The 24327-nt window shown below is 40.1% G+C and carries 22 protein-coding genes, 9 tRNA genes and 4 pseudogenes; 14 read left to right on the top strand and 21 right to left on the bottom strand.

The genetic code is table 11. The features are described from left to right. Window positions 1-16: 16 nt before the first annotated feature. On the top strand, window positions 17-865 hold the full coding sequence (locus HMPREF1150_RS06980) for a putative RNA methyltransferase (RefSeq protein ID WP_032905423.1): 849 nt from the start codon (window positions 17-19) through the stop codon (window positions 863-865). 83 nt (window positions 866-948) lie between these two features. Here HMPREF1150_RS06980 and HMPREF1150_RS06985 read toward each other — a convergent pair whose 3' ends face one another. Both HMPREF1150_RS06985 and HMPREF1150_RS06990 read right to left on the bottom strand, forming a co-directional pair. Beyond that, window positions 949-2079 carry an ABC transporter ATP-binding protein gene (locus tag HMPREF1150_RS06985; protein WP_009659622.1) on the bottom strand — a complete coding sequence of 377 codons (1131 nt, stop codon included), beginning with the start codon at window positions 2077-2079 and terminating at the stop codon, window positions 949-951. A 177-nt stretch (window positions 2080-2256) separates the two neighbouring features. Then, a pseudogene (locus HMPREF1150_RS06990) lies at window positions 2257-4479 on the bottom strand (SIALI-17 repeat-containing surface protein). A 355-nt stretch (window positions 4480-4834) separates the two neighbouring features. Between HMPREF1150_RS06990 and HMPREF1150_RS06995 the strand changes: the two are divergent. From HMPREF1150_RS06995 to HMPREF1150_RS11625, 6 genes and pseudogenes are all read left to right on the top strand, one after another. Further along, window positions 4835-5437 (top strand): TetR/AcrR family transcriptional regulator, encoded by a 603-nt coding sequence (locus HMPREF1150_RS06995; RefSeq protein WP_009659650.1) that lies wholly within the window; start codon window positions 4835-4837, stop codon window positions 5435-5437. Window positions 5438-5849: 412 nt separating this feature from the next. Then, window positions 5850-6164 carry a YdcP family protein gene (locus tag HMPREF1150_RS07000; RefSeq protein WP_000420682.1) on the top strand — a complete coding sequence of 105 codons (315 nt, stop codon included), beginning with the start codon at window positions 5850-5852 and terminating at the stop codon, window positions 6162-6164. A 10-nt stretch (window positions 6165-6174) separates the two neighbouring features. Next, complete coding sequence (locus tag HMPREF1150_RS07005; RefSeq protein ID WP_050547166.1) at window positions 6175-7053, top strand: conjugal transfer protein; 879 nt, start codon at window positions 6175-6177, stop codon at window positions 7051-7053. Between the two features lie 313 nt (window positions 7054-7366). Then, window positions 7367-7414, top strand: a pseudogene (locus HMPREF1150_RS12310) (hypothetical protein); the annotation flags it as partial. Window positions 7415-7429: 15 nt separating this feature from the next. Beyond that, a complete protein-coding gene (tet(M), locus tag HMPREF1150_RS07010) occupies window positions 7430-9349 on the top strand; it encodes a tetracycline resistance ribosomal protection protein Tet(M) (RefSeq protein WP_000691736.1) in 1920 nt (639 codons plus the stop codon). Between the two features lie 118 nt (window positions 9350-9467). After that, on the top strand, window positions 9468-9635 hold the full coding sequence (locus HMPREF1150_RS11625) for a cysteine-rich KTR domain-containing protein (protein ID WP_000336323.1): 168 nt from the start codon (window positions 9468-9470) through the stop codon (window positions 9633-9635). A gap of 59 nt (window positions 9636-9694) precedes the next feature. Here HMPREF1150_RS11625 and HMPREF1150_RS07015 read toward each other — a convergent pair whose 3' ends face one another. Next, window positions 9695-10048, bottom strand: a complete 354-nt coding sequence (locus HMPREF1150_RS07015) for a helix-turn-helix transcriptional regulator (protein WP_001227347.1) — start codon at window positions 10046-10048, stop codon at window positions 9695-9697. A 504-nt stretch (window positions 10049-10552) separates the two neighbouring features. On the opposite strand from HMPREF1150_RS07015, the gene HMPREF1150_RS07020 reads away from it, so the two are divergent. Beyond that, complete coding sequence (locus HMPREF1150_RS07020) at window positions 10553-10975, top strand: sigma-70 family RNA polymerase sigma factor (RefSeq protein ID WP_000804885.1); 423 nt, start codon at window positions 10553-10555, stop codon at window positions 10973-10975. Next, entirely contained in the window at window positions 10972-11202 is a 231-nt protein-coding gene (locus HMPREF1150_RS0111175; protein ID WP_000857133.1) for a helix-turn-helix domain-containing protein, read from the top strand. The genes HMPREF1150_RS07020 and HMPREF1150_RS0111175 overlap by 4 nt, the downstream gene beginning before the upstream one ends. A gap of 225 nt (window positions 11203-11427) precedes the next feature. Here the strand turns inward: HMPREF1150_RS0111175 and HMPREF1150_RS12225 are convergent, their stop codons facing one another. Continuing rightward, entirely contained in the window at window positions 11428-11679 is a 252-nt protein-coding gene (locus HMPREF1150_RS12225) for a hypothetical protein (RefSeq protein WP_001845478.1), read from the bottom strand. Here HMPREF1150_RS12225 and HMPREF1150_RS07025 point away from each other — a divergent pair. The 3 genes from HMPREF1150_RS07025 to HMPREF1150_RS07035 all read left to right on the top strand — a co-directional run bounded on the left by HMPREF1150_RS07025 (window position 11663) and on the right by HMPREF1150_RS07035 (window position 14053). After that, window positions 11663-11866: an excisionase gene (locus HMPREF1150_RS07025; protein WP_000814511.1), complete on the top strand. Its 204-nt coding sequence runs from the start codon at window positions 11663-11665 to the stop codon at window positions 11864-11866. The two genes, HMPREF1150_RS12225 and HMPREF1150_RS07025, sit on opposite strands and share 17 nt — an antisense overlap. An 81-nt stretch (window positions 11867-11947) precedes the next feature. After that, window positions 11948-13165, top strand: a complete 1218-nt coding sequence (locus tag HMPREF1150_RS07030) for a tyrosine-type recombinase/integrase (RefSeq protein WP_001291561.1) — start codon at window positions 11948-11950, stop codon at window positions 13163-13165. A gap of 315 nt (window positions 13166-13480) precedes the next feature. Beyond that, window positions 13481-14053, top strand: coding sequence for a TetR/AcrR family transcriptional regulator (locus HMPREF1150_RS07035; protein ID WP_002896832.1), 573 nt, complete (start codon window positions 13481-13483; stop codon window positions 14051-14053). Between the two features lie 142 nt (window positions 14054-14195). Here the strand turns inward: HMPREF1150_RS07035 and HMPREF1150_RS12140 are convergent, their stop codons facing one another. The 8 genes from HMPREF1150_RS12140 to HMPREF1150_RS07075 all read right to left on the bottom strand — a co-directional run bounded on the left by HMPREF1150_RS12140 (window position 14196) and on the right by HMPREF1150_RS07075 (window position 21420). Beyond that, on the bottom strand, window positions 14196-14798 hold the full coding sequence (locus HMPREF1150_RS12140) for a DUF6287 domain-containing protein (RefSeq protein ID WP_032905422.1): 603 nt from the start codon (window positions 14796-14798) through the stop codon (window positions 14196-14198). Window positions 14799-14883: 85 nt separating this feature from the next. Beyond that, complete coding sequence (locus tag HMPREF1150_RS07045; RefSeq protein ID WP_009659704.1) at window positions 14884-15102, bottom strand: heavy-metal-associated domain-containing protein; 219 nt, start codon at window positions 15100-15102, stop codon at window positions 14884-14886. A gap of 4 nt (window positions 15103-15106) precedes the next feature. Next, window positions 15107-17368 (bottom strand): heavy metal translocating P-type ATPase, encoded by a 2262-nt coding sequence (locus HMPREF1150_RS07050; protein ID WP_009659617.1) that lies wholly within the window; start codon window positions 17366-17368, stop codon window positions 15107-15109. After that, window positions 17368-17811: a CopY/TcrY family copper transport repressor gene (locus HMPREF1150_RS07055; protein WP_009659689.1), complete on the bottom strand. Its 444-nt coding sequence runs from the start codon at window positions 17809-17811 to the stop codon at window positions 17368-17370. Before HMPREF1150_RS07055 ends, HMPREF1150_RS07050 begins: the two co-directional genes overlap by 1 nt. Before the next feature lie 147 nt (window positions 17812-17958). Next, the gene (locus HMPREF1150_RS07060; protein ID WP_009659716.1) at window positions 17959-19461 is read right to left on the bottom strand and encodes a zinc ABC transporter substrate-binding protein AdcA; all 1503 of its coding nucleotides are present in this window, start codon (window positions 19459-19461) and stop codon (window positions 17959-17961) included. Window positions 19462-19470: 9 nt separating this feature from the next. Further along, the gene (locus tag HMPREF1150_RS07065) at window positions 19471-20277 is read right to left on the bottom strand and encodes a metal ABC transporter permease (protein ID WP_009659808.1); all 807 of its coding nucleotides are present in this window, start codon (window positions 20275-20277) and stop codon (window positions 19471-19473) included. Beyond that, entirely contained in the window at window positions 20270-20980 is a 711-nt protein-coding gene (locus HMPREF1150_RS07070) for a metal ABC transporter ATP-binding protein (RefSeq protein WP_009659575.1), read from the bottom strand. The genes HMPREF1150_RS07065 and HMPREF1150_RS07070 overlap by 8 nt, the downstream gene beginning before the upstream one ends. Continuing rightward, window positions 20977-21420 carry a zinc-dependent MarR family transcriptional regulator gene (locus tag HMPREF1150_RS07075; RefSeq protein WP_009659703.1) on the bottom strand — a complete coding sequence of 148 codons (444 nt, stop codon included), beginning with the start codon at window positions 21418-21420 and terminating at the stop codon, window positions 20977-20979. Before HMPREF1150_RS07075 ends, HMPREF1150_RS07070 begins: the two co-directional genes overlap by 4 nt. Window positions 21421-22342: 922 nt before the next feature. Here HMPREF1150_RS07075 and HMPREF1150_RS11610 point away from each other — a divergent pair. Beyond that, window positions 22343-22459 (top strand): annotated as a pseudogene (locus HMPREF1150_RS11610) (site-specific integrase); the annotation flags it as partial. Window positions 22460-23333: 874 nt separating this feature from the next. Then, window positions 23334-23498 (top strand): annotated as a pseudogene (locus tag HMPREF1150_RS11605) (transposase); the annotation flags it as partial. Window positions 23499-23548: 50 nt separating this feature from the next. Here HMPREF1150_RS11605 and HMPREF1150_RS07080 read toward each other — a convergent pair. The 9 genes from HMPREF1150_RS07080 to HMPREF1150_RS07120 form a co-directional block, all read right to left on the bottom strand. Continuing rightward, a tRNA-Leu gene (locus tag HMPREF1150_RS07080) sits at window positions 23549-23632 on the bottom strand. A 12-nt stretch (window positions 23633-23644) separates the two neighbouring features. Continuing rightward, window positions 23645-23716: transfer RNA gene (locus tag HMPREF1150_RS07085), tRNA-Gln, on the bottom strand. A 13-nt stretch (window positions 23717-23729) separates the two neighbouring features. Continuing rightward, window positions 23730-23802, bottom strand: a tRNA-His gene (locus tag HMPREF1150_RS07090). A 10-nt stretch (window positions 23803-23812) separates the two neighbouring features. Continuing rightward, window positions 23813-23883, bottom strand: a tRNA-Trp gene (locus HMPREF1150_RS07095). 8 nt (window positions 23884-23891) lie between these two features. After that, window positions 23892-23972, bottom strand: a tRNA-Tyr gene (locus HMPREF1150_RS07100). A 13-nt stretch (window positions 23973-23985) separates the two neighbouring features. Then, a tRNA-Phe gene (locus HMPREF1150_RS07105) sits at window positions 23986-24058 on the bottom strand. A gap of 5 nt (window positions 24059-24063) precedes the next feature. Further along, window positions 24064-24137, bottom strand: a tRNA-Met gene (locus HMPREF1150_RS07110). Between the two features lie 19 nt (window positions 24138-24156). After that, window positions 24157-24246, bottom strand: a tRNA-Ser gene (locus HMPREF1150_RS07115). Between the two features lie 7 nt (window positions 24247-24253). After that, window positions 24254-24325 (bottom strand) — tRNA-Glu (locus HMPREF1150_RS07120). Window positions 24326-24327: the final 2 nt, after the last annotated feature.

Genomic DNA, 24327 nt, shown 5'->3' with positions numbered 1-24327 from the left:
TAGAAAGAGAGCGACTATGAAACCAAAACTTGCCCGCTTTGCCCAAGCTCCAGCCCTGGCCTGTCCACTCTGCCAGCAAAGCTTGGCTATGGAAGAAAACAGCCTCAAGTGCGCCAATCGCCATTCCTACGACATCGCAAAATTCGGCTATGTCAATCTAGCTCCTCGGGCTAAACAAGCTAAAGACTATGACAAAACAAGCTTTCAAAATAGGCAAGTCATCTTGGAAGCCGGCTTTTATCAGCATGTCCTAGACGAGTTGCAGGATCTGCTGCAGGCCCTGCCTGAAGAACAGACCATTCTAGACGTCGCTTGCGGAGAGGGCTACTATGCTCGAAAAATTCAGGAAAAATTCCCCAACAAAGAAATTTACGCTTTTGATTTATCCAAAGATTCTATCCAACTAGCCGCCAAAAGCGATCAGAGCCTGGCTGTAAAATGGTTCGTCGGGGATTTGGCACACTTGCCCGTTCAGGATCAAAGCATGGATGTCTTGCTGGACATCTTCTCACCAGCTAACTATCATGAATTTCAACGAGTATTGAAAAAAGAGGGGCTTATCATTAAAGTCATCCCAACAGAAAATCATCTGAAAGAAATTCGCCAAAAAGTTGCTCAATATCTGGACAAGAAAGATTATTCTAATCAAGATATCATCCAGCATTTCCAGAAACACTTTACCATCCTATCTAGAAAGACCGTAGAATCAACCCATACTCTGCATTCTGAGGAGAAAACTGCCCTGCTGCAGATGACTCCTTTACTCTTTCATGTTGAAAAAAATCTAATCAATTGGGAGCAGCTTACACATGCCACCATTTCAGCTGAGATTCTTATCGGAAAACTAAAACAAGAAAAAATCTAATCACCTTTTAGTAAAAAATGATGTTATAACAGCCATTTTAAAAACGCAGACAGGACTGTCTGCGTTCTTTGTTTATCAACTGATTAATAGACTGTCTTCTCTGTCTCTGGATCAAAGAAGTGTGCTTTATTGAGGTCAAAACCTAGGTCAATACCCGCACCAGTTTCTAGGTAATCCCGTGAATCCACACGCGCTACAAACTCACTAGAACCCACTTGGCAGTAGAGATGAGACTCTGCTCCCAGAAATTCTGAAACAGAAATCTTAGCATGCACAACTGAATTCGGGAAAGTTTCCAAGAAAGCAGCTTCCGCATTGATATCTTCCGGACGAATACCGAAGATCAGTTCCTTGCCCTCGTAACCTTTCTCCCGCAGAACCTTGAGAGCTCCTTCTGGCACAGTCAAGCGCAGCCCTTCTGCGACAATCTCATTCCCATCAAGCTTAACTGGGATGAAGTTCATAGCTGGGCTGCCAATGAAGCCGGCAACGAATTTATTAACTGGGTTGTTATACACTTCCTGCGGTGTACCAATCTGTTCCACTCGTCCAATCGTTCCAGTTCCAGCAGGATTCTTAGTCGCTGACATGATAACGATACGATCCGCCAAGGTCATAGCTTCAGTCTGGTCATGGGTAACATAGATAGTTGTTGCCCCAATACGACGGTGAATCTTGGCAATCTCCGCCCGCATAGAAACACGCAGCTTAGCATCCAAGTTAGACAGAGGCTCATCCATAAGGAAAACCTTTGCATCCCGAACGATTGCGCGTCCCATTGCTACCCGCTGACGCTGACCACCAGACAAATCAGCTGGCTTACGCTGCAAAAATTCCTTCAAGCCCAGGATTTCTGCTGCTTCGTTGACCCGTTTGTCAATATCTTCCTTGCTGTACTTGCGCAGCTTGAGACCAAAAGCCATGTTGTCGTAGACAGTCATGTGCGGATAAAGGGCATAGTTCTGGAAAACCATGGCGATGTCGCGGTCTTTTGGCGCTACATCATTGACCACTGTACCGTCAATAGAGGCAGTTCCTTCAGTGATGTCTTCAAGACCCGCAATCATACGCAGCGTAGTTGATTTTCCGCAACCAGAAGGACCGACAAAGACGATAAATTCCTTGTCCTTGATATCTAGATTGAAGTCTTCCACTGAGTAGTGGTCGCTGTTGGGATATTTTTTATAGATATTTTTCAGATTTAATTCGACCATAATAAGCCCCTTCTTTTGAATAAAAATATTTTCTTTCAAGCTCTCGTTTGCAAAGCGCTTTCACATTGTCCATTATATCGTTTTTTTTTGACTTTTTCAAGCACTTTTAGTAAAACGTTTGCATAATTTTTGAAAATTTTCTCCATCAGAAAAGAGACCACTTGGTCTCTTTAAAACTTATTCTTCTTTTTTTCTACTACGGAATGACAATCCAGCTGCGCCTAAAGCGCTGATAACTCCTGCAACTGTGAGAAGAGCATTAGAAGCTTGACCCGTATGCGGCAAGACTGACGCACCACTCTTACTTTCCTTGTTTTTAAGCTGATCTAGCTGGGTGACCTTAGCTAATGAAGACTGCTCTTGTACTGATTTGGCCCCATCAACTGCTGGCAAAATACCGCTAGTTACTTGGTAAGCAGGTAAAGCATCAGCTACTGCCGCGTCAGCAGCATTGACACCGCCGGTAAATTCCGGAAGAGCCGTCATTTGAGGAGCGCTGTCTGGATGTGCGCTCCTGACTGATGGCTGAACGCCAGCATCATAGGCATTATTTTCTGTCACAGTTGGATCAGAATCATTGACGCCTCCAGTAAATTCAGGCCGTGTTACTGTTGCCGCTTCTGAATCACTAACATTGCCACTGAATTCTGGCTGTGCAGACGCCTGCGGAGCTGTATCAGGATGAGTTCCAACTTCATGGCTAGACAAATCATATTCCGACGCCGTTGCTATTGCCGGTTCAGAGTCGCTAACTCCTCCACTAAATTCTTGCCTAGCTTCCTGTGGTGAATCACTTGGAATAGAAGAAGCTGTCTCAGCTTTAGCAGCATTCTTGACAATCGCTTCTAGAGTTTCAAGAGCCTTTGTCTGCTCAGCAGCGATCTGTTCCTGCAGCTTCTCTGCTTTTTCAGCACTGTCTACACTATCATCTAGCTGCGCAATCGCATCTGTCACCGTCTTTAATACTGATCGAATCTTTTCTTTAGCTTGCTTTTTATCGAGTTCTGAAAGTGTTTGATGATGTTCAATTGCTTCAAGCTGTTTGCCGACTTCTTCTTCAAGCTCATCTAAAACCAAATCTTTGCCAACTGGATGAATCGTGTCCAAGCTAGCAATTCCAGCTTCCTCAATTCTCTCTAGTTCCTCTTCAGTATCAGCCTTTTCAAGCGCTCTTTTCGCATCTGCTAGAGTTGCTTCCGCTTCAGCTTTAGCTGTAGCCCGTTCTGCATCTGACAGATTCGGGTTGCTCCGTAAGTCTGCTAGCTTATCAGACAGAGCAAGATCTAGTTTCAGTCCAGTTGTAACTTTCAGCAAACCTTGCTTTTCTGCCGCTACCTGTTCTTGAATTTTTTCGGCATCATCAGGACTTTCAACCCAAGCATTATAAGCTGCAATTGCTTTTTGAGCTCTGACTGCTGCATCTTCAATTTTCTTTTTAGCTGCTGTTTTTTCCTCAGTAGAAAGACTTTGACTCTTCTCAACAGCCTCGATAGTAGCTGTTTTTTCTTCCTGAATTTCTTTTAAGAACTGCTCTTTGCCAATGGGGTGAATCTTAGCTAAGTGGGCTATGGCTGTTTCTTTTGCCCGGTCATAGACTTCCTGAGAATCTGCTCCTTCAATAGCCTTCTTGGCCGCTTCCACCACCTGCTCTATCTCGCCTCTGACTGCTTTCTTTTCTGCTTCTGAAAGATTAGGATTTGCTTCCAAGTCAGCTAACTTGGCAGCCAGAGTAAAATCTACGGTTGAACTTGCTATAAATTTGAAAAACTTATCTTCCTCGGTTACTGCCTGCTCTTGAATCACTTCCGCCTGCTCTGCTGTTGCTGCATTAACATCTAATTTCTGAATTGCATCCTCTGCTTCTGCAGCCTTCTTCCTTACAGACTCTTGGAAGCTTTTCTTTTGCTCCTCAGGCAGTAAATCGCTACTATCTACAAGTTTGTCAAACTCTGCTTTCCCATTTTGGATTTCATTTAGAAGTAAATCTTTGCCGACTGGATTGATAGAGTTGATGTCTGCCAATCCATCTTCTTTAGCTTGATCAATCCTTTCTTTATCCTCAGCTGCGGCAATTTCATTCTGAGCCTTTGCCGCTGTTTGATTGACTTCGTCCTTAGCTGCTGCAAGCTCCTCATCTGACAAATTCGGATTATTCCCAAGAACTGTCACTTTCTCAGCCAGAAATGTGCCTACTTCCTTGTTAGCAGCCTCCCTGACTGTTGTCAAATCCTGATTTACTGGCGATGCAGCGACTGGAGTCTCTACTGCATTTGCCACTGGCTACTCCTCATCAGCCGCCACTATACTGTGACCTAAAAACAGAGCACAAATAAGGACTGAACCAACACCTAAAACTGACTTCCGAATAGAATATCGCAAAACTTTTTCTGTTCTTTTCATTTTATTCTCCTCTGAACATATTTTATTATCCTGATCATTAATCCTGAATAAAAAGTCCAGTCAAACCTCCCATAAATCTTTCAGATTTGGTAATCTTTAAACTACACTTTCTATTTGACTTCTGATAAGATTTTTTATTATTTTATCATATTAACATTTTAAAACAAAACAATTATCGGCTTGATCTATGTACATTAATTGTAAAATTGTCCAGTTTTTAAATAGACACAATGTCCAAAAATCAAACTAAAATTTTTCCATTTAACAATGTGTAAACTTTTTTAGTAAAAATTCTGGGCTATTTTCTAGCTTATTTCAGACAGAAAAAGTAAAATGGTATAGGAGGGATAAAATTATGGCTCTTAATACACGAGATAGGATTTTGGATGCATTTTTTGAATTAGCAGATAAACAGCCAGACAGGCTGCGTTTTACCTTTACAGAAATCGCTAAAGAAGCCGGCTTGTCCAGACAAGCCATTTACAAACGACACTTTAATAACACTACTGAAATTATCGAATACATTCGCCAAGATATGGTAAAGCAAGCCTTTGCTCCCAACTGGAATAGCAACAAAGCTGAAGCGGACTTAGATCCTTTCACTTTTTTGGCTCAAACGATTCTTCCCGCTATTTATGAGCAACGCCAACGTATTAAAATATTATATACCAGTTCTGTCGATCCCCTGTGGAGCGATTTTATTACTGCCAGTTACAAGGACTGGATCGAGCAAAATCTAAATCTTGACCACCAAAAATTAGGTATTCCTGAAGACCTGGCCAATCAACTGCTGGCCGGCTGGATTAGTTCTCTTATCGAGAATTGGATCACTCAGGATGACCCCGTTCCTTGCAAGCAGTTTTCTAAGACATTTCTCAACCTTGTATCTTCACCCCTAACCAGCTTTGCTGCTTATGATAGTCCAGCTGGTCCTTCAAATAAAATTGTTATCGCATAACCAACTAGAAGAAAAACAGAGAAATGACAGAACCGGTCCTTGTAAGGGAAGACTGGTTTTTTAATATTTTTATTTTAAAAATAGCATAAAAATCTAGTTATCCGCATAAAAACTGGACTTATCACACTTTATCAAGGTCAAAACCACTCAATTTACTACTAATTTACTACTTATGAATGAGCTTTGATACGACGATTTATCCTTGAAAAGTGAAGATATAAAGATACTTCCAATAAAATTTGAATATTTAATAGGTAGACACTTCAAAAAATGAGGTGTCTATTTTTTTACCCGATTTTGAAAGGAAGTGAACTTATGAAAACAAAAAATCAAGAATCAAAAGGTCGTTCCCCACTCTTTAAGACCATCAAACATTCATTCAGCCAATAAAAAAGAAAGGATAGGTAAAAATATGGAACTTAAATTTGTGATTCCCAACATGGAAAAAACATTCGGCAATTTAGAATTTGCTGGCGAGGATAAAGTCGTTCAGCGAAGAATCAACGGACGGCTAACTGTCTTATCAAGAAGCTATAATCTCTATTCTGATGTTCAAAGAGCAGATGATATTGTGGTGGTGCTTCCTGCTGAAGCTGGCGAAAAACATTTCGGCTTTGAGGAACGTGTGAAGTTAGTCAATCCACGTATTACCGCAGAGGGCTACAAAATCGGCACTCGTGGTTTTACAAATTACCTTTTACATGCTGACGACATGATAAAAGAATAAAGAAAAACAGATACCAAAGGAAAAGAAACCTCGTGTCTACTATAAGGTCAATCCTCATAAAAAGGTTGTGATTGCCTTGTGGGTACTTTTAGGGCTTAGTTTCAGCTTTGCGATATTCAAGCACTTTACAGCTATAGATACTCATACTATTCACGAAACAACTATCATAGAAAAGGAATACGTTGATACTCATCATGTAGAAAATTTTGTAGAGAACTTTGCGAAAGTCTACTATTCATGGGAGCAATCCGATAAGTCCATTGATAATCGAATGGAAAGTCTAAAAGGCTATCTGACAGATGAACTTCAAGCTCTCAATGTTGATACAGTACGCAAAGATATTCCTGTATCGTCTTCTGTAAGAGGATTTCAGATATGGACGGTAGAGCCAACTGGCGACAATGAGTTTAATGTAACCTACAGTGTAGACCAGCTCATTACAGAGGGAGAAAATACAAAGACCGTCCACTCTGCTTATATAGTGAGTGTCTATGTAGATGGTTCTGGAAATATGGTACTGGTTAAGAATCCGACCATTACCAACATACCTAAGAAATCAAGTTATAAACCAAAAGCCATTGAAAGTGAGGGGACGGTTGATTCCATTACAACCAATGAAATCAATGAGTTTTTAACGACGTTCTTCAAGCTCTATCCTACAGCGACAGCCAGTGAACTTTCCTACTATGTGAATGACGGGATATTAAAACCAATCGGAAAAGAGTACATCTTTCAAGAACTGGTAAATCCTATTCACAATCGTAAGGATAATCAAGTCACGGTATCGCTGACAGTGGAGTATATCGACCAGCAGACCAAAGCAACGCAGGTATCTCAATTTGATTTGGTACTTGAAAAGAACGGGAGTAATTGGAAGATTATAGAATAACAAATATTGGTACATTATTACAGCTATTTTGTAATCACGTACTCTCTTTGATAAAAAATTGGAGATTCCTTTACAAATATGCTCTTACGTGCTATTATTTAAGTATCTATTTAAAAGGAGTTAATAAATATGCGGCAAGGTATTCTTAAATAAACTGTCAATTTGATAGTGGGAACAAATAATTGGATGTCCTTTTTTAGGAGGGCTTAGTTTTTTGTACCCAGTTTAAGAATACCTTTATCATGTGATTCTAAAGTATCCAGAGAATATCTGTATGCTTTGTATACCTATGGTTATGCATAAAAATCCCAGTGATAAAAGTATTTATCACTGGGATTTTTATGCCCTTTTGGGTTTTTGAATGGAGGAAAATCACATGAAAATTATTAATATTGGAGTTTTAGCTCATGTTGATGCAGGAAAAACTACCTTAACAGAAAGCTTATTATATAACAGTGGAGCGATTACAGAATTAGGAAGCGTGGACAAAGGTACAACGAGGACGGATAATACGCTTTTAGAACGTCAGAGAGGAATTACAATTCAGACAGGAATAACCTCTTTTCAGTGGGAAAATACGAAGGTGAACATCATAGACACGCCAGGACATATGGATTTCTTAGCAGAAGTATATCGTTCATTATCAGTTTTAGATGGGGCAATTCTACTGATTTCTGCAAAAGATGGCGTACAAGCACAAACTCGTATATTATTTCATGCACTTAGGAAAATGGGGATTCCCACAATCTTTTTTATCAATAAGATTGACCAAAATGGAATTGATTTATCAACGGTTTATCAGGATATTAAAGAGAAACTTTCTGCCGAAATTGTAATCAAACAGAAGGTAGAACTGTATCCTAATATGTGTGTGACGAACTTTACCGAATCTGAACAATGGGATACGGTAATAGAGGGAAACGATGACCTTTTAGAGAAATATATGTCCGGTAAATCATTAGAAGCATTGGAACTCGAACAAGAGGAAAGCATAAGATTTCAGAATTGTTCTCTGTTCCCTCTTTATCATGGAAGTGCAAAAAGTAATATAGGGATTGATAACCTTATAGAAGTTATTACTAATAAATTTTATTCATCAACACATCGAGGTCCGTCTGAACTTTGCGGAAATGTTTTCAAAATTGAATATACAAAAAAAAGACAACGTCTTGCATATATACGCCTTTATAGTGGAGTACTACATTTACGAGATTCGGTTAGAGTATCAGAAAAAGAAAAAATAAAAGTTACAGAAATGTATACTTCAATAAATGGTGAATTATGTAAGATTGATAGAGCTTATTCTGGAGAAATTGTTATTTTGCAAAATGAGTTTTTGAAGTTAAATAGTGTTCTTGGAGATACAAAACTATTGCCACAGAGAAAAAAGATTGAAAATCCGCACCCTCTACTACAAACAACTGTTGAACCGAGTAAACCTGAACAGAGAGAAATGTTGCTTGATGCCCTTTTGGAAATCTCAGATAGTGATCCGCTTCTACGATATTACGTGGATTCTACGACACATGAAATTATACTTTCTTTCTTAGGGAAAGTACAAATGGAAGTGATTAGTGCACTGTTGCAAGAAAAGTATCATGTGGAGATAGAACTAAAAGAGCCTACAGTCATTTATATGGAGAGACCGTTAAAAAATGCAGAATATACCATTCACATCGAAGTGCCGCCAAATCCTTTCTGGGCTTCCATTGGTTTATCTGTATCACCGCTTCCGTTGGGAAGTGGAATGCAGTATGAGAGCTCGGTTTCTCTTGGATACTTAAATCAATCATTTCAAAATGCAGTTATGGAAGGGATACGCTATGGTTGCGAACAAGGATTATATGGTTGGAATGTGACGGACTGTAAAATCTGTTTTAAGTATGGCTTATACTATAGCCCTGTTAGTACCCCAGCAGATTTTCGGATGCTTGCTCCTATTGTATTGGAACAAGTCTTAAAAAAAGCTGGAACAGAATTGTTAGAGCCATATCTTAGTTTTAAAATTTATGCGCCACAGGAATATCTTTCACGAGCATACAACGATGCTCCTAAATATTGTGCGAACATCGTAGACACTCAATTGAAAAATAATGAGGTCATTCTTAGTGGAGAAATCCCTGCTCGGTGTATTCAAGAATATCGTAGTGATTTAACTTTCTTTACAAATGGACGTAGTGTTTGTTTAACAGAGTTAAAAGGGTACCATGTTACTACCGGTGAACCTGTTTGCCAGCCCCGTCGTCCAAATAGTCGGATAGATAAAGTACGATATATGTTCAATAAAATAACTTAGTGTATTTTATGTTGTTATATAAATATGGTTTCTTGTTAAATAAGATGAAATATTTTTTAATAAAGATTTGAATTAAAGTGTAAAGGAGGAGATAGTTATTATAAACTACAAGTGGATATTGTGTCCTGTATGTGGAAATAAAACACGATTAAAGATAAGGGAAGATACTGAATTAAAAAAATTCCCCCTCTATTGTCCGAAATGCAGACAAGAAAATTTAATTGAAATAAAGCAGTTCAAAGTAACTGTGATTACAGAGCCAGACGCAAAGACGCAGAGCCGATAAAATGAGATTAATACAATCTCATTTTATCGGCTCTTTCCGTTATGTATGGATTCTTTTAATTAGTCTTCGATGTTTCTTGCTTCGTTGATACCGCTGGCTAAAGATTCCATTAAGGATAGTTCTTTGTCTGTAAAGCTATCCATGTATTTCTCTATCTGTAATCGTCGGGTGCTTTTTACCAAGTTATTAGCAGGTAAGAAAAATTCATCAACGGAAACATGAAGTAACGATACAAGGTCATAAAGAACTTGTATGCTGGGGTGTTGCCCTTTATTTTCAATATTAGTTAAGTACCGTGGGTCAATTTCAATCAATGCTCCCACTTGTTCACGAGTTAAACCTCGTTTCAATCGAGCTTCTTTAATGGCTAAACCAAAGGCTCTAAAATCATATTTATCTTCTTTTTTACGCATAGTAGACCACCTCTATACATTTTATTGTTCCTACTGAATTAAAAACAGGTATAGAAAAACGTGTTATATGGTTTATAGGTTTATATTTAATAAAAAGCACTACTAAACGCCAATAAAAAAAACCGTTATATGGTAGTGCTATTTACGCTGTTAAAATATTGTATATTACTTCCAAATGGCGGTTTGTTGGAGGTCAACGTCGCCATGAAGTACATCATATACAATAAATTTCCTTACATTGGGTTCTTGTCAAAAAAAGTCGTCTATCTGCAATAGATAAGTACGTCCACCAATGTGGTTTTATAAATCATATAGATAGAATAACAGAAGCATGTAAACAGAGAAATAAATCTGTTTATATGCTTTTTTGGCTATTCAGAACTTTTTTACAAAGTTTATTTATCAGTAATGCAACAAATCCCCCTTTCACATTGGGACTAAGAGTGAAAGGAGATAAACGAGCAAGGCTCACTTCCTTTCCTAGACAGAAAGGGGGTGAGAAACATGAAACCATCTTCTTTTCAGACCACAATAGAAAATCAGTTTGACTATATCTGTAAACGTGCTATGGAAGACGAGCGAAAGAATTATATGCTTTATCTTTCAAGGATTGCAAAGCGTGAGGTGTCCTTTTCGGATGTTGGCGATTATCTTGTTAGCCAGTTTGCGACAACAGATAACTATTCAACTGACTTTCAGATTTTTACACTCAATGGGTTATCAGTAGGCGTTGAAAATGATTTGTTGAGTGAAGCATTACGTGAGTTGCCAGACAAGAAACGTGAAATTCTACTGCTGTTTTACTTTATGGACATGAGCGATTCAGAAATTGCAGACCTGTTGAAATTGAACCGTTCTACTGTCTATCGGCATAGAACCAGTGGACTAGCCTTAATTAAAAAGTTTATGGAGGAATTTGAAGAATGAAAACACAATATCCTATGATTCCCTTTCCTCTCATTGTAAAGGCAACAGATGGCGATACCGAAGCGATTAACCAGATTCTACATCATTACAGAGGGTACATAACGAAGCGTTCCCTACGACTTATGAAAGATGAATATGGCAATCAAAGTATGGTCGTTGATGAAGTCTTACGTGGAAGAATGGAAACCAGACTGATTACAAAGATTTTGTCATTTGAAATTAAGTAATATCCTCTCTCCTTTCGTGGAAGCGTGCTAAACCATTCCACGCTTCCCGAACAGGGAGGTTTGTTATTCCACCAAAGCATATTGAGCTTTCAATGTGTTTTGATAGGCTAACGAGCCATTGTTCTTTGAAAACTGAATAAAAGTAATCGAATACGTTTCGATAAGAAAAGAGCCAACGGAACTAACCGCCATGACCTATCTTATAAAGATAGCGAGCGATTCATGTTAGTGATCCGAGAAGCAATCTTTAGCAGGATTGCCTGCAACGACATTCTTATCGTGATAATGATACTCCCATACAGTCAATAGTCCGAGCGTGATAAAACCGTCGCAGGCAATGAGTATGGCTACATGAGAACCATGCAGGGGTGGAACTCCCGTGAGCTTTGCTAAAGCTGTTCGATTGCTGGTAAAACAACTTTTATGAAATCCAAATAAGTGATTTGGAAAGGAGGATTTTATGAAGCAGACTGACATTCCTATTTGGGAACGTTATACCCTAACCATTGAAGAAGCGTCAAAATATTTTCGTATTGGCGAAAACAAGCTACGACGCTTGGCAGAGGAAAATAAAAATGCAAATTGGCTGATTATGAATGGCAATCGTATTCAGATTAAACGAAAACAATTTGAAAAAATTATAGATACATTGGACGCAATCTAGCGTCGCCAAAGGGTCTTGTATATGATAAAATAGTATTAAGTCGTATCAAGGCTCTTTCCATAAAGGAAAGGAGCAAATGCCATGTCAGAAAAAAGACGTGACAATAAAGGTCGAATCTTAAAGACTGGAGAGAGCCAACGAAAAGACGGAAGATACTTATACAAATATATAGATTCATTTGGAGAACCGCAATTTGTTTACTCGTGGAAACTTGTGGCTACAGACCGAGTACCAGCAGGAAAGCGTGATTGTATCTCACTTAGAGAGAAAATCGCAGAGTTACAGAAAGACATTCATGATGGTATTGATGTTGTAGGAAAGAAAATGACACTCTGCCAGCTTTACGCAAAACAGAACGCTCAAAGACCAAAGGTTAGAAAAAACACTGAAACTGGACGCAAATATCTTATGGATATTTTGAAGAAAGACAAGTTAGGTGTAAGAAGTATTGACAGTATTAAGCCATCAGACGCTAAAGAATGGGCTATTAGAATGAGTGAAAATGGTTATGCTTATCAAACCATCAATAACTACAAACGTTCTTTAAAGGCTTCATTCTATATTGCTATACAAGATGATTGTGTTCGGAAGAATCCATTTGACTTTCAACTGAAAGCAGTTCTTGATGATGATACTGTCCCTAAGACCGTACTAACAGAAGAACAGGAAGAAAAACTGTTAGCCTTTGCAAAAGCTGATAAAACCTACAGCAAAAATTATGATGAAATTCTGATACTCTTAAAAACAGGTCTTCGTATTTCAGAGTTTGGTGGTTTGACACTTCCAGATTTAGATTTTGAGAATCGTCTTGTCAATATAGACCATCAGCTATTGAGAGATACTGAAATTGGGTACTACATTGAAACACCAAAGACCAAAAGTGGCGAACGTCAAGTTCCTATGGTTGAAGAAGCCTATCAAGCATTTAAGCGAGTGTTAGCGAATCGAAAGAATGATAAGCGTGTTGAGATTGATGGATATAGTGATTTCCTCTTTCTTAATAGAAAGAACTATCCAAAAGTGGCAAGTGATTACAACGGCATGATGAAAGGTCTTGTTAAGAAATACAATAAGTATAACGAGGATAAATTGCCACACATCACTCCACATAGTTTGCGACATACATTCTGTACCAACTATGCAAATGCAGGAATGAATCCAAAGGCATTACAGTACATTATGGGACATGCTAATATAGCCATGACGCTGAACTATTACGCACATGCAACATTCGATTCTGCAATGGCAGAAATGAAACGCTTGAATAAAGAGAAGCAACAGGAGCGTCTTGTTGCTTAGTAGTACAAATGAATTTACTACTTATTTACCACTTCTGACAGCTAAGACATGAGGAAATATGCAAAGAAACGTGAAGTATCTTCCTACAGTAAAAATACTCGAAAGCACATAGAATAAGGCTTTACGAGCATTTAAGAAAATATAAAAAGATAATTAGAAATTTATACTTTGTTTATATTAAATTTTAAAAATAATTGGACATTTCCTCTATAAAGTGTTATCATTTTAGTTGACAATCGGTAAACTATTTTGTTGGAATTTGCTCTGTTTTTAGACAAACCAGCAAGAACTTAATAAAAAAGAAGGAAGGTACTTATGCCCCAAGATACTCGAGACAAAGTCGTTAATGCCTTAATTGAGCTGGCAGAGCAAAATCCTGAAAAGTCTTATTTTACTTTTTCAGAGATTGCAAAACAAGCTGGTCTATCGCGCCAGGCTATCTATAAAAAGCATTTTAGTAATGTTGAAGACATTATCCAATACATCCGCCAGACAATTATGACTCCGTTTTTGCCCCTGTATGAAAGCTACGAAGAAGGAAATGGAGAAAATCCGTTCTGTTTCTTTGCCCAACATATGATTCCTACCCTTTATGAACATAGGAAATGGATGAAGGTGCTCTATACTACAGCTATCGATCCTTTCTGGAGTGACTATCTATCTACCTTCTTCACTCAGTGGGTCGTGCAAAATTTAGAAATTGACTCTAAAAAATTGGGAATTCCAAAAGAAATGGCTACGGAAATTGTTGTTAGATGGATTAACTCCCTCATTGAAATTTGGATTATCAAAGAAGATCCTATGCCAGCAGAGGATTTCGCCAAGCTCTTCCTGAATGTGATTTCAACCCCTATGGATCAGTTTATAACACCTCACAGTGAATCCTAATTCAACTCAAAATTATGAAGCCCGCCTAATTTAGGCAGGCTTTTTTTGTCTGTGAAATTTCTTACTCTCCCAAAGAAAAGAGAGCAGTTAGTCTCCTGCTCTCATCAATATATAAGCTATAAAATTAAACACCAAGCTTCATTTAATCTACGCGATAATAGAAGCTGCCTTGTTCGTCAAAGCTATTCAGGCCAACACCTGTCCAGATTCTATCTTGGCCAGCATCGGAGTTGTCTGTAAAGTTTTCCTTGTCTGCGACCTTAACTCCCTTAGGAAGAAACTCAATCAGAAAACCTCCGCTTTCTCCGCCGTAGACACCTCCAGCAGCAGTGCCATAGTCTGTCAGAGAAGCTCCATACAATTCATAACCACTTGAAACCAAGCCCTTGTCATCAAAAACAAGCTGGTTGCCAGAAGCATCCTGCCAGGTTCCTTTAACGCTGGCATAATTACCATTTGCAAGTGCTGAAATGTCCATCGCTTCCTTCTTTTCCTTGGTTTTTTCTGTGCTCGCACTCTCTGAGCTAGTACTGCTAGCCGCTGAAGATGCTGCTGCAGTTGATTGACTGGATGCCTGCTCCACAGAACTTGTTACCGAGCCCGTACTGCTAGTAGGCGTCTCTGATTGATTCGTAGCACTGCCCCTTGAGCAAGCTGTCATAGCTAATAAAGCAGCTCCTGCTAGTAAAAAAGGTAAAGCTTTTTTCTTCATTTTTCTCCTCTTTCTCACGGTAAGATAAATCATGTGATTAGTAACATTATAGATTATTTTATCGCTTTTTACAAGAAGAATTCTAACAGCTGGGCAAGCGCACAGCTACTGACTTTATTCACTCAGCTTCTGCCACATCCAGAACCCTGTAGATTGTTTTTGCCAGAACTGCTTCATAATCAGATGCATCATAAAGTTTATCAGTCGTGACTTGGGCTGTCTGCTTTTCTAGGTCTACCGCCACATCTGACACTCCCTCCATAGACAGGAAGTGCTGGGTGACGTGTTTGACACAATTTTGACAAGATAAATTTTCTAACTGAACTGTTTGTTTCATAGATTCATTCCTCCGTATATTCCTTCATTTTAAAGCGTCCTAGACGCAGTGCATTGACGACAACTGATACTGAACTCAAGCTCATGGCCAGACCAGCCAGCATAGGATTGAGCAAGGGACCGCCGAAAAGATGCAATAGCCCCATAGCAATCGGAATACCTAGTGTATTGTAGGCAAAAGCCCAGAAGAGATTTTCCTTGATATTACGGATGGTCGCTTGGCTGAGCTTGATAGCCTTGACTACATCCTGCAAATCACTATGCATGAGCACTACATCTGCTGACTCAATAGCCACATCGGCGCCAGAGCCGATGGCAATTCCAACATCGGCCTGGACCAGAGCCGGCGCATCATTGATACCGTCTCCTACCATGGCCAGTTTTTTTCCAGCTTCCTGTAAGTTCTTGATAGCAGCGGCCTTCCCATCTGGCAATACACCTGCGATGACTTTTTGGATGCCCGCTTTCTGGGCAATAGCTGTCGCGGTTTCTTCACGATCTCCTGTCAGCATGATGACTTCCAGTCCCATAGACTGGAGCTCCTGCACCGCCGACAGGCTGCTGGATTTCATCTCATCTGCTACCGCTATAATACCAGCCAGCTGTCCATCTACTGCGACAAACATGGCTGTCTTCCCTTCCTTGGACAGCTCTAACAACTGTTCTTGAAAGGCACTGCTGTCAATGTTCTTTTCTTTCATCAAAGACTCATTTCCCACCAGAAGATGCTTACCTTCAACCTGAGCTGACAAACCTCGGCCAACAATGGCCTCAAAATAGCTGACAGGCAGCAAATCAAGTTCCTCCTGCTGAGCAGCTTCTAAGATAGCCTGAGCCAAAGGATGCTCAGAATGCTGCTCAGCACTGGCTATTAGCTGCAACAAGTCAGAGCGATTAAAAGCACCTAAAGGCAACAAATCCGTCAGGCTGGGCTTACCAACCGTAATCGTCCCCGTCTTATCAAGAACAATAGTATCTAGCTGATAAGCAGCCTCCAAGGCTTGCCCAGACTTAATCAGAATTCCATTTTCAGCCCCTTTGCCAGTCCCAACCATGATGGCTGTCGGAGTGGCTAATCCCAGCGCACAAGGGCAGGCAATGACCAGAACTGCGACAAAAATTGACAGGGAAAAGCTAAGACTCTCACCAGCTAGAAAATACCAGCCAAGCGCGGACAAAGTAGCTAAGCTCAGCACGATTGGGACAAAATAAAGCGAAATTTTATCGGCCAAAGCCGCTATCGGAGCCTTAGACCCTTGCGCTTCCTCCACCAATCTAACAATCTGAGCTAAGGTCGTATCCGAACCCACCCTACTTGCTTGGTAATCAATACTTCCATTCTGATTGATTGTTGCACTGGTAATGGTATCGCCAACCTTTTTTTCAATTGGGACACTTTCTCCAGTCATCATGGACTCATCCACAAAGGTCTGGCCCTCCGTCACAAGGCCATCTACTGGCATACGCTCCCCTGGCTTGATACGGATAATGTCTCCAACTCGGATATCCTCCGTATCAATGGTCACAGCCTCTCCATAGCGAATCACTGTCGCCTGACTAGGCACTAACTCAAGCAAAGATTGAATCGCCTGAGACGTTCTCCCCTTGGCTGAACTCTCCAGATATTTACCCAGAAGAACCAAGGCAATAATCACTGCAACAGACTCAAAGTAAAGCTGATGAACAAAGGGATGATAACCTAGAAAAACCTGACTGACCGAGTAGAGACTGTAGAGAAATGCTGCACTCGTTCCCACCGCAATCAAACTATCCATATTGGGATGCCGCTTGATAAGATTACGAAATCCTCTCTGATAAAAACCACGACCGATCCACACAGCAGGCAACGTTAAAAGTAGTTGTGACAGAACGAAGACCAAAGGATACGCCATATGATCCAAGAAGCTGGGCAGAGGAAGACCGACCATACTACCCATAGAGATATAAAGCAAGGGCAGAGCCGTAAGCAAAAGAATTAGTAATTCTTGTTTCTTTTTCCACAATTCCTGAGCTTTCATTGCAGACTCTTCGCTCACATGGGACGGTCGGTCTTTTCCTTTTTCTTCTGCCTGATAACCAGCCTCGGCTACAGCATCCAGCACTTGCTTGCTGTCAAATCCTGCCTTAGGCAGCAAACTGAGACGTTCTGTTGCCAGATTGACACTGACATCCTCGACTGTTTCCAAGTCCTTGACCGCCATCTCTACCGTCATAGCACAGGCAGCGCAGGTCATTCCTGAGAGCTTGTATTCTTTCTTCTCGCTCATCAATGCGCCTCCTTTCCGTGCCCACAACGACACTGGCCTTGCGGACAGTGGCATTTGATTTCTAAAGGTGCCGAAGCCCTTTTCTTATCAATGACTTGGCTGAGCCGCTCCAAGTCCCTTTGACTAAACTGACTTCTCTCAATCATCGAAATCAAAAGGTCTCCATGTTTAGTGTTACAGATATTGTCAAAAAGAGCCTGCCAAGTACTTTCCAGATGGTCCGCTTCTAAAATCCGAGCATCATAGTAAAACTTACCCTCGATCTTTTCCATAGCGATAAATTCTTTGGTCTTCAGACGATTCAAAAGAGTCTTGATGGTTGCCGGTTTCCAGGAAAAATCGGCTTCCAAACGAGCTATAATCTCTGTACTGCGACTGTGTGGATACGCCCATAGCACACGCATCACTTGCCATTCTGCTTGGCTAATATTTTGCTGTTCCATTGTTTAACACTCCCTTATCATTTACATTTGTAATCTAACTCTTTATTAGTTTACATTTGTAATCGTAATTTGTCAAGTGTTTTTATCGTCATTTTCCGATATACAAAAAAGAAGACGGGCTAGTCCCGTCTTCTTACTTTATTTATATTAGTGCGCCAACATCTCTTGGGCAATTTCTTGACCGGTCAACTTACTTGGATAGTAGGTTGGCCAGTTTTCCAGCTCGTCAAAGAGTGCTTCCTGGCTTTCGCCACCATAGAAGATATGGAAGTGAGCCGCCTTGGTCGGTGCAATGTTGTGGTCGCTAAACTGAACATACTTGTACTCCCCAGCATCCTCGTCTGTCGCTTCAAACATGAAGCGAACTCCACGATTTCCCTTAGAGTAAGTCAGAGTGTGCTTACCAACGTATTTATACGTATATTTCTTGGATTTTCCATCTACCACAAATTCCATAGTCTTGTCTGTGATATTGATATTGGAAACATCTGTCTTGTAGCCCTTGTCATAGTAGTCCTTGTATTCAGCTGCCGTCATTTTCCCAGTCAGCTTAGCCTTGTAGTCAAAGACTTGGTCCAAGGTCCCGTCTTTCAGATAAGGGTAAACAGACTGCCACTCGCCAGCATAGTCAGACAAGGTCCGATCCTTGACGGCACTGTCTTCAAAGTAGCCGTTTTGCACTGTCTTATCGTCTTCTTCTTTCTCGGCTGCAATCTCCGCTCCCTCTTGGTCAGTTGTCTTCTTGAGAGCCTTTAGATTGGCCTGCATGATAGAAATATAGTCTGCTCCGTCCTTGGTCTGTTCTTCGGTCAAGCTTTCCAGCGGATTCAAGACATCAAGCTCTACTCCTGTTTCCTTAGCCAGAGTAGAAGCCAAAGCCTGGGAAGCATTCTCTTCAAAGTAAATATACTTGATTTTATTTTTCTTAATGTACTCGGTCAATTCAGCCAAGCGTGAAGCGGATGGCTCACTGTCTGGTGAAAGTCCAGAAATTGGCACCTGCTTCAAACCATAGTCCAATGCTAGATAGTTAAAGGCTGCGTGTTGAGTGACAAAGCTCTTTTGCTTGGCGTTGGCCAACCCATCTTCATATTCTTTATCCAAGGCTTCCAGCTTCTTGATATAAGCCGCTGCATTTTTCTCAAAAGCCGCTTTCTTGTCAGGATAAGACTTGCTCAAGCTATCACGGATGTGCTCCACCATTTTAATAGCTCGCTTCGGTGATAGCCAAACATGGGGATCATAGGCATGATGATGTCCCTCTTCCCCATGGTCGTGGTCTTCTTCCTCTTCACCGCCAGGCAGCAAGAGCATATTTCCAGTCGCCTTGATAACCTTTTCTTCCTTATTTTTCAAGTTTTTTAGCAAATCTGGAACCCAAGTCTCCATGTTTTCATTTTCATAGACAAAGGCATCTGCATCCTGAATCGTCGCAACTGCCTTAGCTGAAGGCTCATAATCATGCGGCTCTGTACCGGCCCCGATTAGAAGTTCAACATTGGCCTCATCTCCAGCCACCTGCTTGGTAAACTCATAAACCGGATAAAAAGTCGTGACAATATTGAGCTTGCCATCTGCATTTTTTTGATTAGAACAAGCTACTAAGAAAATACTCAGTAAGCCTGCTAATAGTAAGCTAATTTTTTTCATTTTCTGCTCCTATTTCATAAATTTTTTGACCAGATTGACCAGCAAGAACAAGCCGACGAAGATAATCGTAATGCTGGCACTAGCTGGCGTCTCTGCATAGTAAGAAATATAAAGTCCGGCAATCATACCAAAGAAACCAATGGCATTTGCCAGCAAAATGACCGACTTGAAATTTTTCCCAATCCGCAGGGCAATACTGGCCGGCAAGACCATAATGGTCGAAACTAGCAAGGCTCCCGCAGCTGGAATCATGAGGGCAATCGCAACACCCGTCACAATATTAAAGAGAATGGACATGGTACGCACAGGCAGCCCATCCACAAAGGCCGTATCCTCATCAAAGGTCAAGATGTACATAGGGCGAATGAAGAGGAAGGTCAAGACAAGCACCACAGCAGCAATAACAAAGAGAGAAATCACCTGCTCCATACTGATAGTCACAATGGAGCCAAACAGATACTGATCCAAACTCATCGAGCTAGAACTCTTGCCTTTACTCATAACAATCAAAGAAATAGCTAAGCCGGTTGACATAAGAATGGCTGTACCGATTTCCATGAAATTCTTATAGATAGTTCGCAGATACTCTAAAAATACTGCTGCGACAATGACGACAAGCACCGTTGTGAGAGTGGGCGATAGCCCAAGAACCAAGCCAAAAGCCACACCCGCCAGTGAAACGTGGCTGAGGGTGTCACTCATAAGACTCTGCCGACGTAAAATTAGGAAGGTCCCCAGAATCGGTGAGAAGAGGCTCATGGCAATAACTGCCAAGAAGGCTCGCTGCATAAAATCATAGGAAAATAGATTAAGCATGACTCACCTCCTGTCCATTGTCGTTTTCATGCACATTGAAACAGCGCCAAGGTGAGTCCTGATTACGGACCAGATGAATGTTACGATCAGCATATTTACGAACTTCCTCCGGATCGTGCGTAATCATCAAGACAGCCTTCCCATGCTTATGAGCACTATGGTGCATGAGCTTGTAAAATTCATCCTTACTGCCTGCATCCATCCCTGTTGTCGGCTCATCTAGGACAAAAATATCTGGATCTGAAGCAAACATCCGAGCAATCACAGCTCTCTGCTTCTGGCCACCAGAAAGTGAACCAATCCGCTTATCTCGATGTTCCCACATTCCAACCGACTCCAAACTTGCCTTGATATGCTCCTCATCATGCTCATTCAAACGACGAAACCAACCCTTGCGCGGATAACGTCCCGACTTGACAAACTCATACACCGTACTAGGAAAACCAGCATTAAAACTAGCAATCTGCTGAGGTAAATAAGCAATCCGCAGTTTCTTGCCTCGCACATTAGTCTTGGAAATCTTAACTTCCCCATGCTTAGGCTGTAAAATTCCCAAACTAGCCTTGATAAGTGTCGTCTTAGCAGCTCCATTTTCCCCCGTCAAGGTGACAAACTCACCGCTATCTAGAAAATAATGAATATGCTCTAGTACAGGCTCCTTGTCATAGTAAAAGGAAAGATTATCCACTGTGATATATCTCATTTACCAATCTCTCCCACTAAGGCTTCCAAGAACTTCGCAATCACCGCCTGTTCACTAGCAGAAAACTGCTCAGCCAACTTTTGATAGGTCTCCAAAGTATGTGCGTGATGATGCTGATGTTCCTTTGCAATCGGCTGCGCTAACTCAGTCAAACGGTAAAAGGTAACCCGTGCATCTCTCTTATCTTTAAAGGCTTGCAGCATCTCTTGCCGAGCCAAAGATTTCACAGCCTTGGTCACAGCAGCTTGACTCACATTCAGTTTTTTGGCTAAATCAGAATTTGTCAAAGATTCCTCAGACAAAAGCATTAAAATATGCTCTTGCGTATTGGTTAAAGGCACATCACTCGTGCAAGAACCAATCAGAATCTCATGCTGATTTTCTGCTTTCAAAATAACTTCATTTAAAAATTGATCGATCTTCTGCGCTAAATGAGTCATTTCTCCCCTCCTTCTCTTAACCAGTTAAAGCTTTACTGGTTAATTATACCATAAAAAAGAAAAGAGTCAAGAATTTTCAGTAAAAGTAAGATGCTTTTCACAAAAAATATTTAATCATACAATTAGATTCTTAAGCCCTAAATAAAACTCAATCAGAGAATAAAAAGGAACAAACCGAGCTGACTCTTATTAGCATTCTAGATCTTATAAGACATTTAATGGTAAAAGTCTTCAATATCCATCACACTAGTTGAGTATGAATCTACAAAAAATTGATTATTCTAACAACTAATATCTAAAATTAAAAAAACGCTTCGCTAAAGTTAAGCACTTTTTAGTGATTCGATTATTGATGCAATCTGATGACAAAAGCAAACTATCAAATCATCAATTCCTCAATTTCCTTTCCCCCTTCAAATTCATCAACACTTTCGAAAAGTTGTATAGCTTGTTGAAATGCATATTCGCTAATTCCGTATCGCGAAGAGCTAAATATATTTCGCCTATCCCTCATAGCTACAACCCTGAGAAATCACTTCATAAGTACATAAAGATTGTTTCAATGACAGGTTTATGAATTTAAGAGCTCCATCAAGATTGCTTAATTTTAGTCTCAAATAGCCTTGTTCATAATTATTTACAGCTTTCTTGAAGTTGTCATTTGGAAAATGCTCACCAACTATCTTCTCTTCTTCAATGATTTTTAAAGCCTTTTAAACATTCCCTGTCCTATAAAAATCATTGCTAATTGATATAATCCAATGTGCTCATTCTCTTTGTTTCCATTTTCTTGAGCTAAAAAATATACTTTTCAAAGATATGGATACACATCTTGTAACTTTTTTTCTGTCCAGAATAGATTTTCCGTCAGATTTAAATAGGCCAAAATCTTTACGAGTATCTGTTAACAATCCTGAACCATTCTCTATTAATCGATCAAGGTGAGAATTATTTAATTGTCAAAGAAAGATTAGGCCATACTTCTATAACCTCAACGATTAATACATACTCCCACTTATACCCGAGGCAGAAAAAATAGATAATTTATTATAATCTAAATAATAAACTTATTATCTTCGTAAAAAATGGTAGACTAATAGAACAATTTATGGTATATTGTAGTTGCCAAACGGATACAACAATTTTCATATGTATATCCAAATAAGAAAAACTAATAAGTAATTGCTATCAAAAAAGACTATAGGAGGAAAATTTAATGCTAGACTTTAAAAGTCAATATAGAGTTAATTGTAGTTAATACATTTTTTAATATTATCATATAATAAACTAAAAAATTTTAAATTTAACTCTGATTTATAATATCAGATACTTATTTAGCATCGCAATATTAAATAAAAGAATCAAAAAAGTGGTTCTAATCTACTCGATCTATTTAATAGATAGCATGCTTTGGTTTTCTTCCCTCGTCCACTGGGCGGGGTTTTTTTGTTCATAAATTTAGAATATAAGTACAAAAAAAACAGGTGCTTACCTCACCTGAAAATTAACTAATTCAAAAATGTCTTAATTAAGAATTTAATACCTTCAATAAGACAGTACTTAACAATTGGTTCAATAATAGGGAAACAATGTCGAGAGATTAGTCGCCAAACGGATCTTACAACTTTGTTTCTTTTTTGTGATCTTTTCATATGTGTTACCTTTATGGTCTACACATTTAAAAATTTTTCTATAGGCAAGACAAAAAATTTTTAAATAGCTCTACAACCAAAAAGAAAGCTTCATCTTATATATTATATAAAATGTTTTCAACCAACTTACTACCCCACCCTACCTCCAATATTAACATTTTACAATAAATAATTAATTAAAACAATATAAAAAAAATAATTTAAAAGGCTCTATAATTTCTGTAGTGGGTAACACCACTGTAGGAATTATGGATCCTTTTTCTGGAACTGCCCTACTCCGATGCAAAACTAGAAGCTACTAACAACCTTATCAAGGTCATCAAACGCAACTCTTTCGGCTTCCGAAACTTTGAAAACTTTAAAACTAGAATCCTCATCGCTTTGAATATCAAAAAGAAGAGGAACTTTTTAGTCCTCCTACAGTAGAGAAAGAGGCACAAAAAAAGAAGCTAAAATGCTTCGCTAAACTTAAGCTATACCGGCGGCCGGGGTCGAACCGGCACGTCCGTGAGGACACTGGATTTTGAGTCCAGCGCGTCTGCCAATTCCGCCACGCCGGCTCAAGTTTTTAACTGGGGTAGCTGGATTCGAACCAACGCATGAGGGAGTCAAAGTCCCTTGCCTTACCGCTTGGCGATACCCCAATAATAATAAATAGGCGAGTGATGGGGATCGAACCCACGCATGCCAGAGCCACAATCTGGTGTGTTAACCACTTCACCACACCCGCCATATTTAAACACGGGCAGTAGGAATTGAACCCACACTGAAGGTTTTGGAGACCTTAGTTCTACCTTTAAACTATGCCCGTAAAGGTTATGGAAGGGGAGGGATTCGAACCCCCGAACCCGAAGGAGCGGATTTACAGTCCGCCGCGTTTAGCCTCTTCGCTACCCTTCCGATTATAAAATTATGGCGCGAGACGGAATCGAACCGCCGACACATGGAGCTTCAATCCATTGCTCTACCAACTGAGCTACCGAGCCAATTATTGCGGGAGCAGGATTTGAACCTACGACCTTCGGGTTATGAGCCCGACGAGCTACCTAGCTGCTCCATCCCGCGTCAATACTATTCATCCCTAAGGAGGATGTGGGATTCGAACCCACGCACGCTTTTACACGCCTGACGGTTTTCAAGACCGTTCCCTTCAGCCGGACTTGGGTAATCCTCCGAATATATAGTCCGTACGGGATTCGAACCCGTGTTACCGCCGTGAAAAGGCGGTGTCTTAACCCCTTGACCAACGGACCAT

Source organism: Streptococcus sp. AS14 (assembly GCF_000286495.1).
In the GTDB taxonomy this organism is placed as follows: domain Bacteria; phylum Bacillota; class Bacilli; order Lactobacillales; family Streptococcaceae; genus Streptococcus; species Streptococcus sanguinis_P.
The sequence above is the reverse complement of the archived record's forward strand: the minus strand, read 5'-3'. Positions and strand labels throughout refer to the sequence as shown.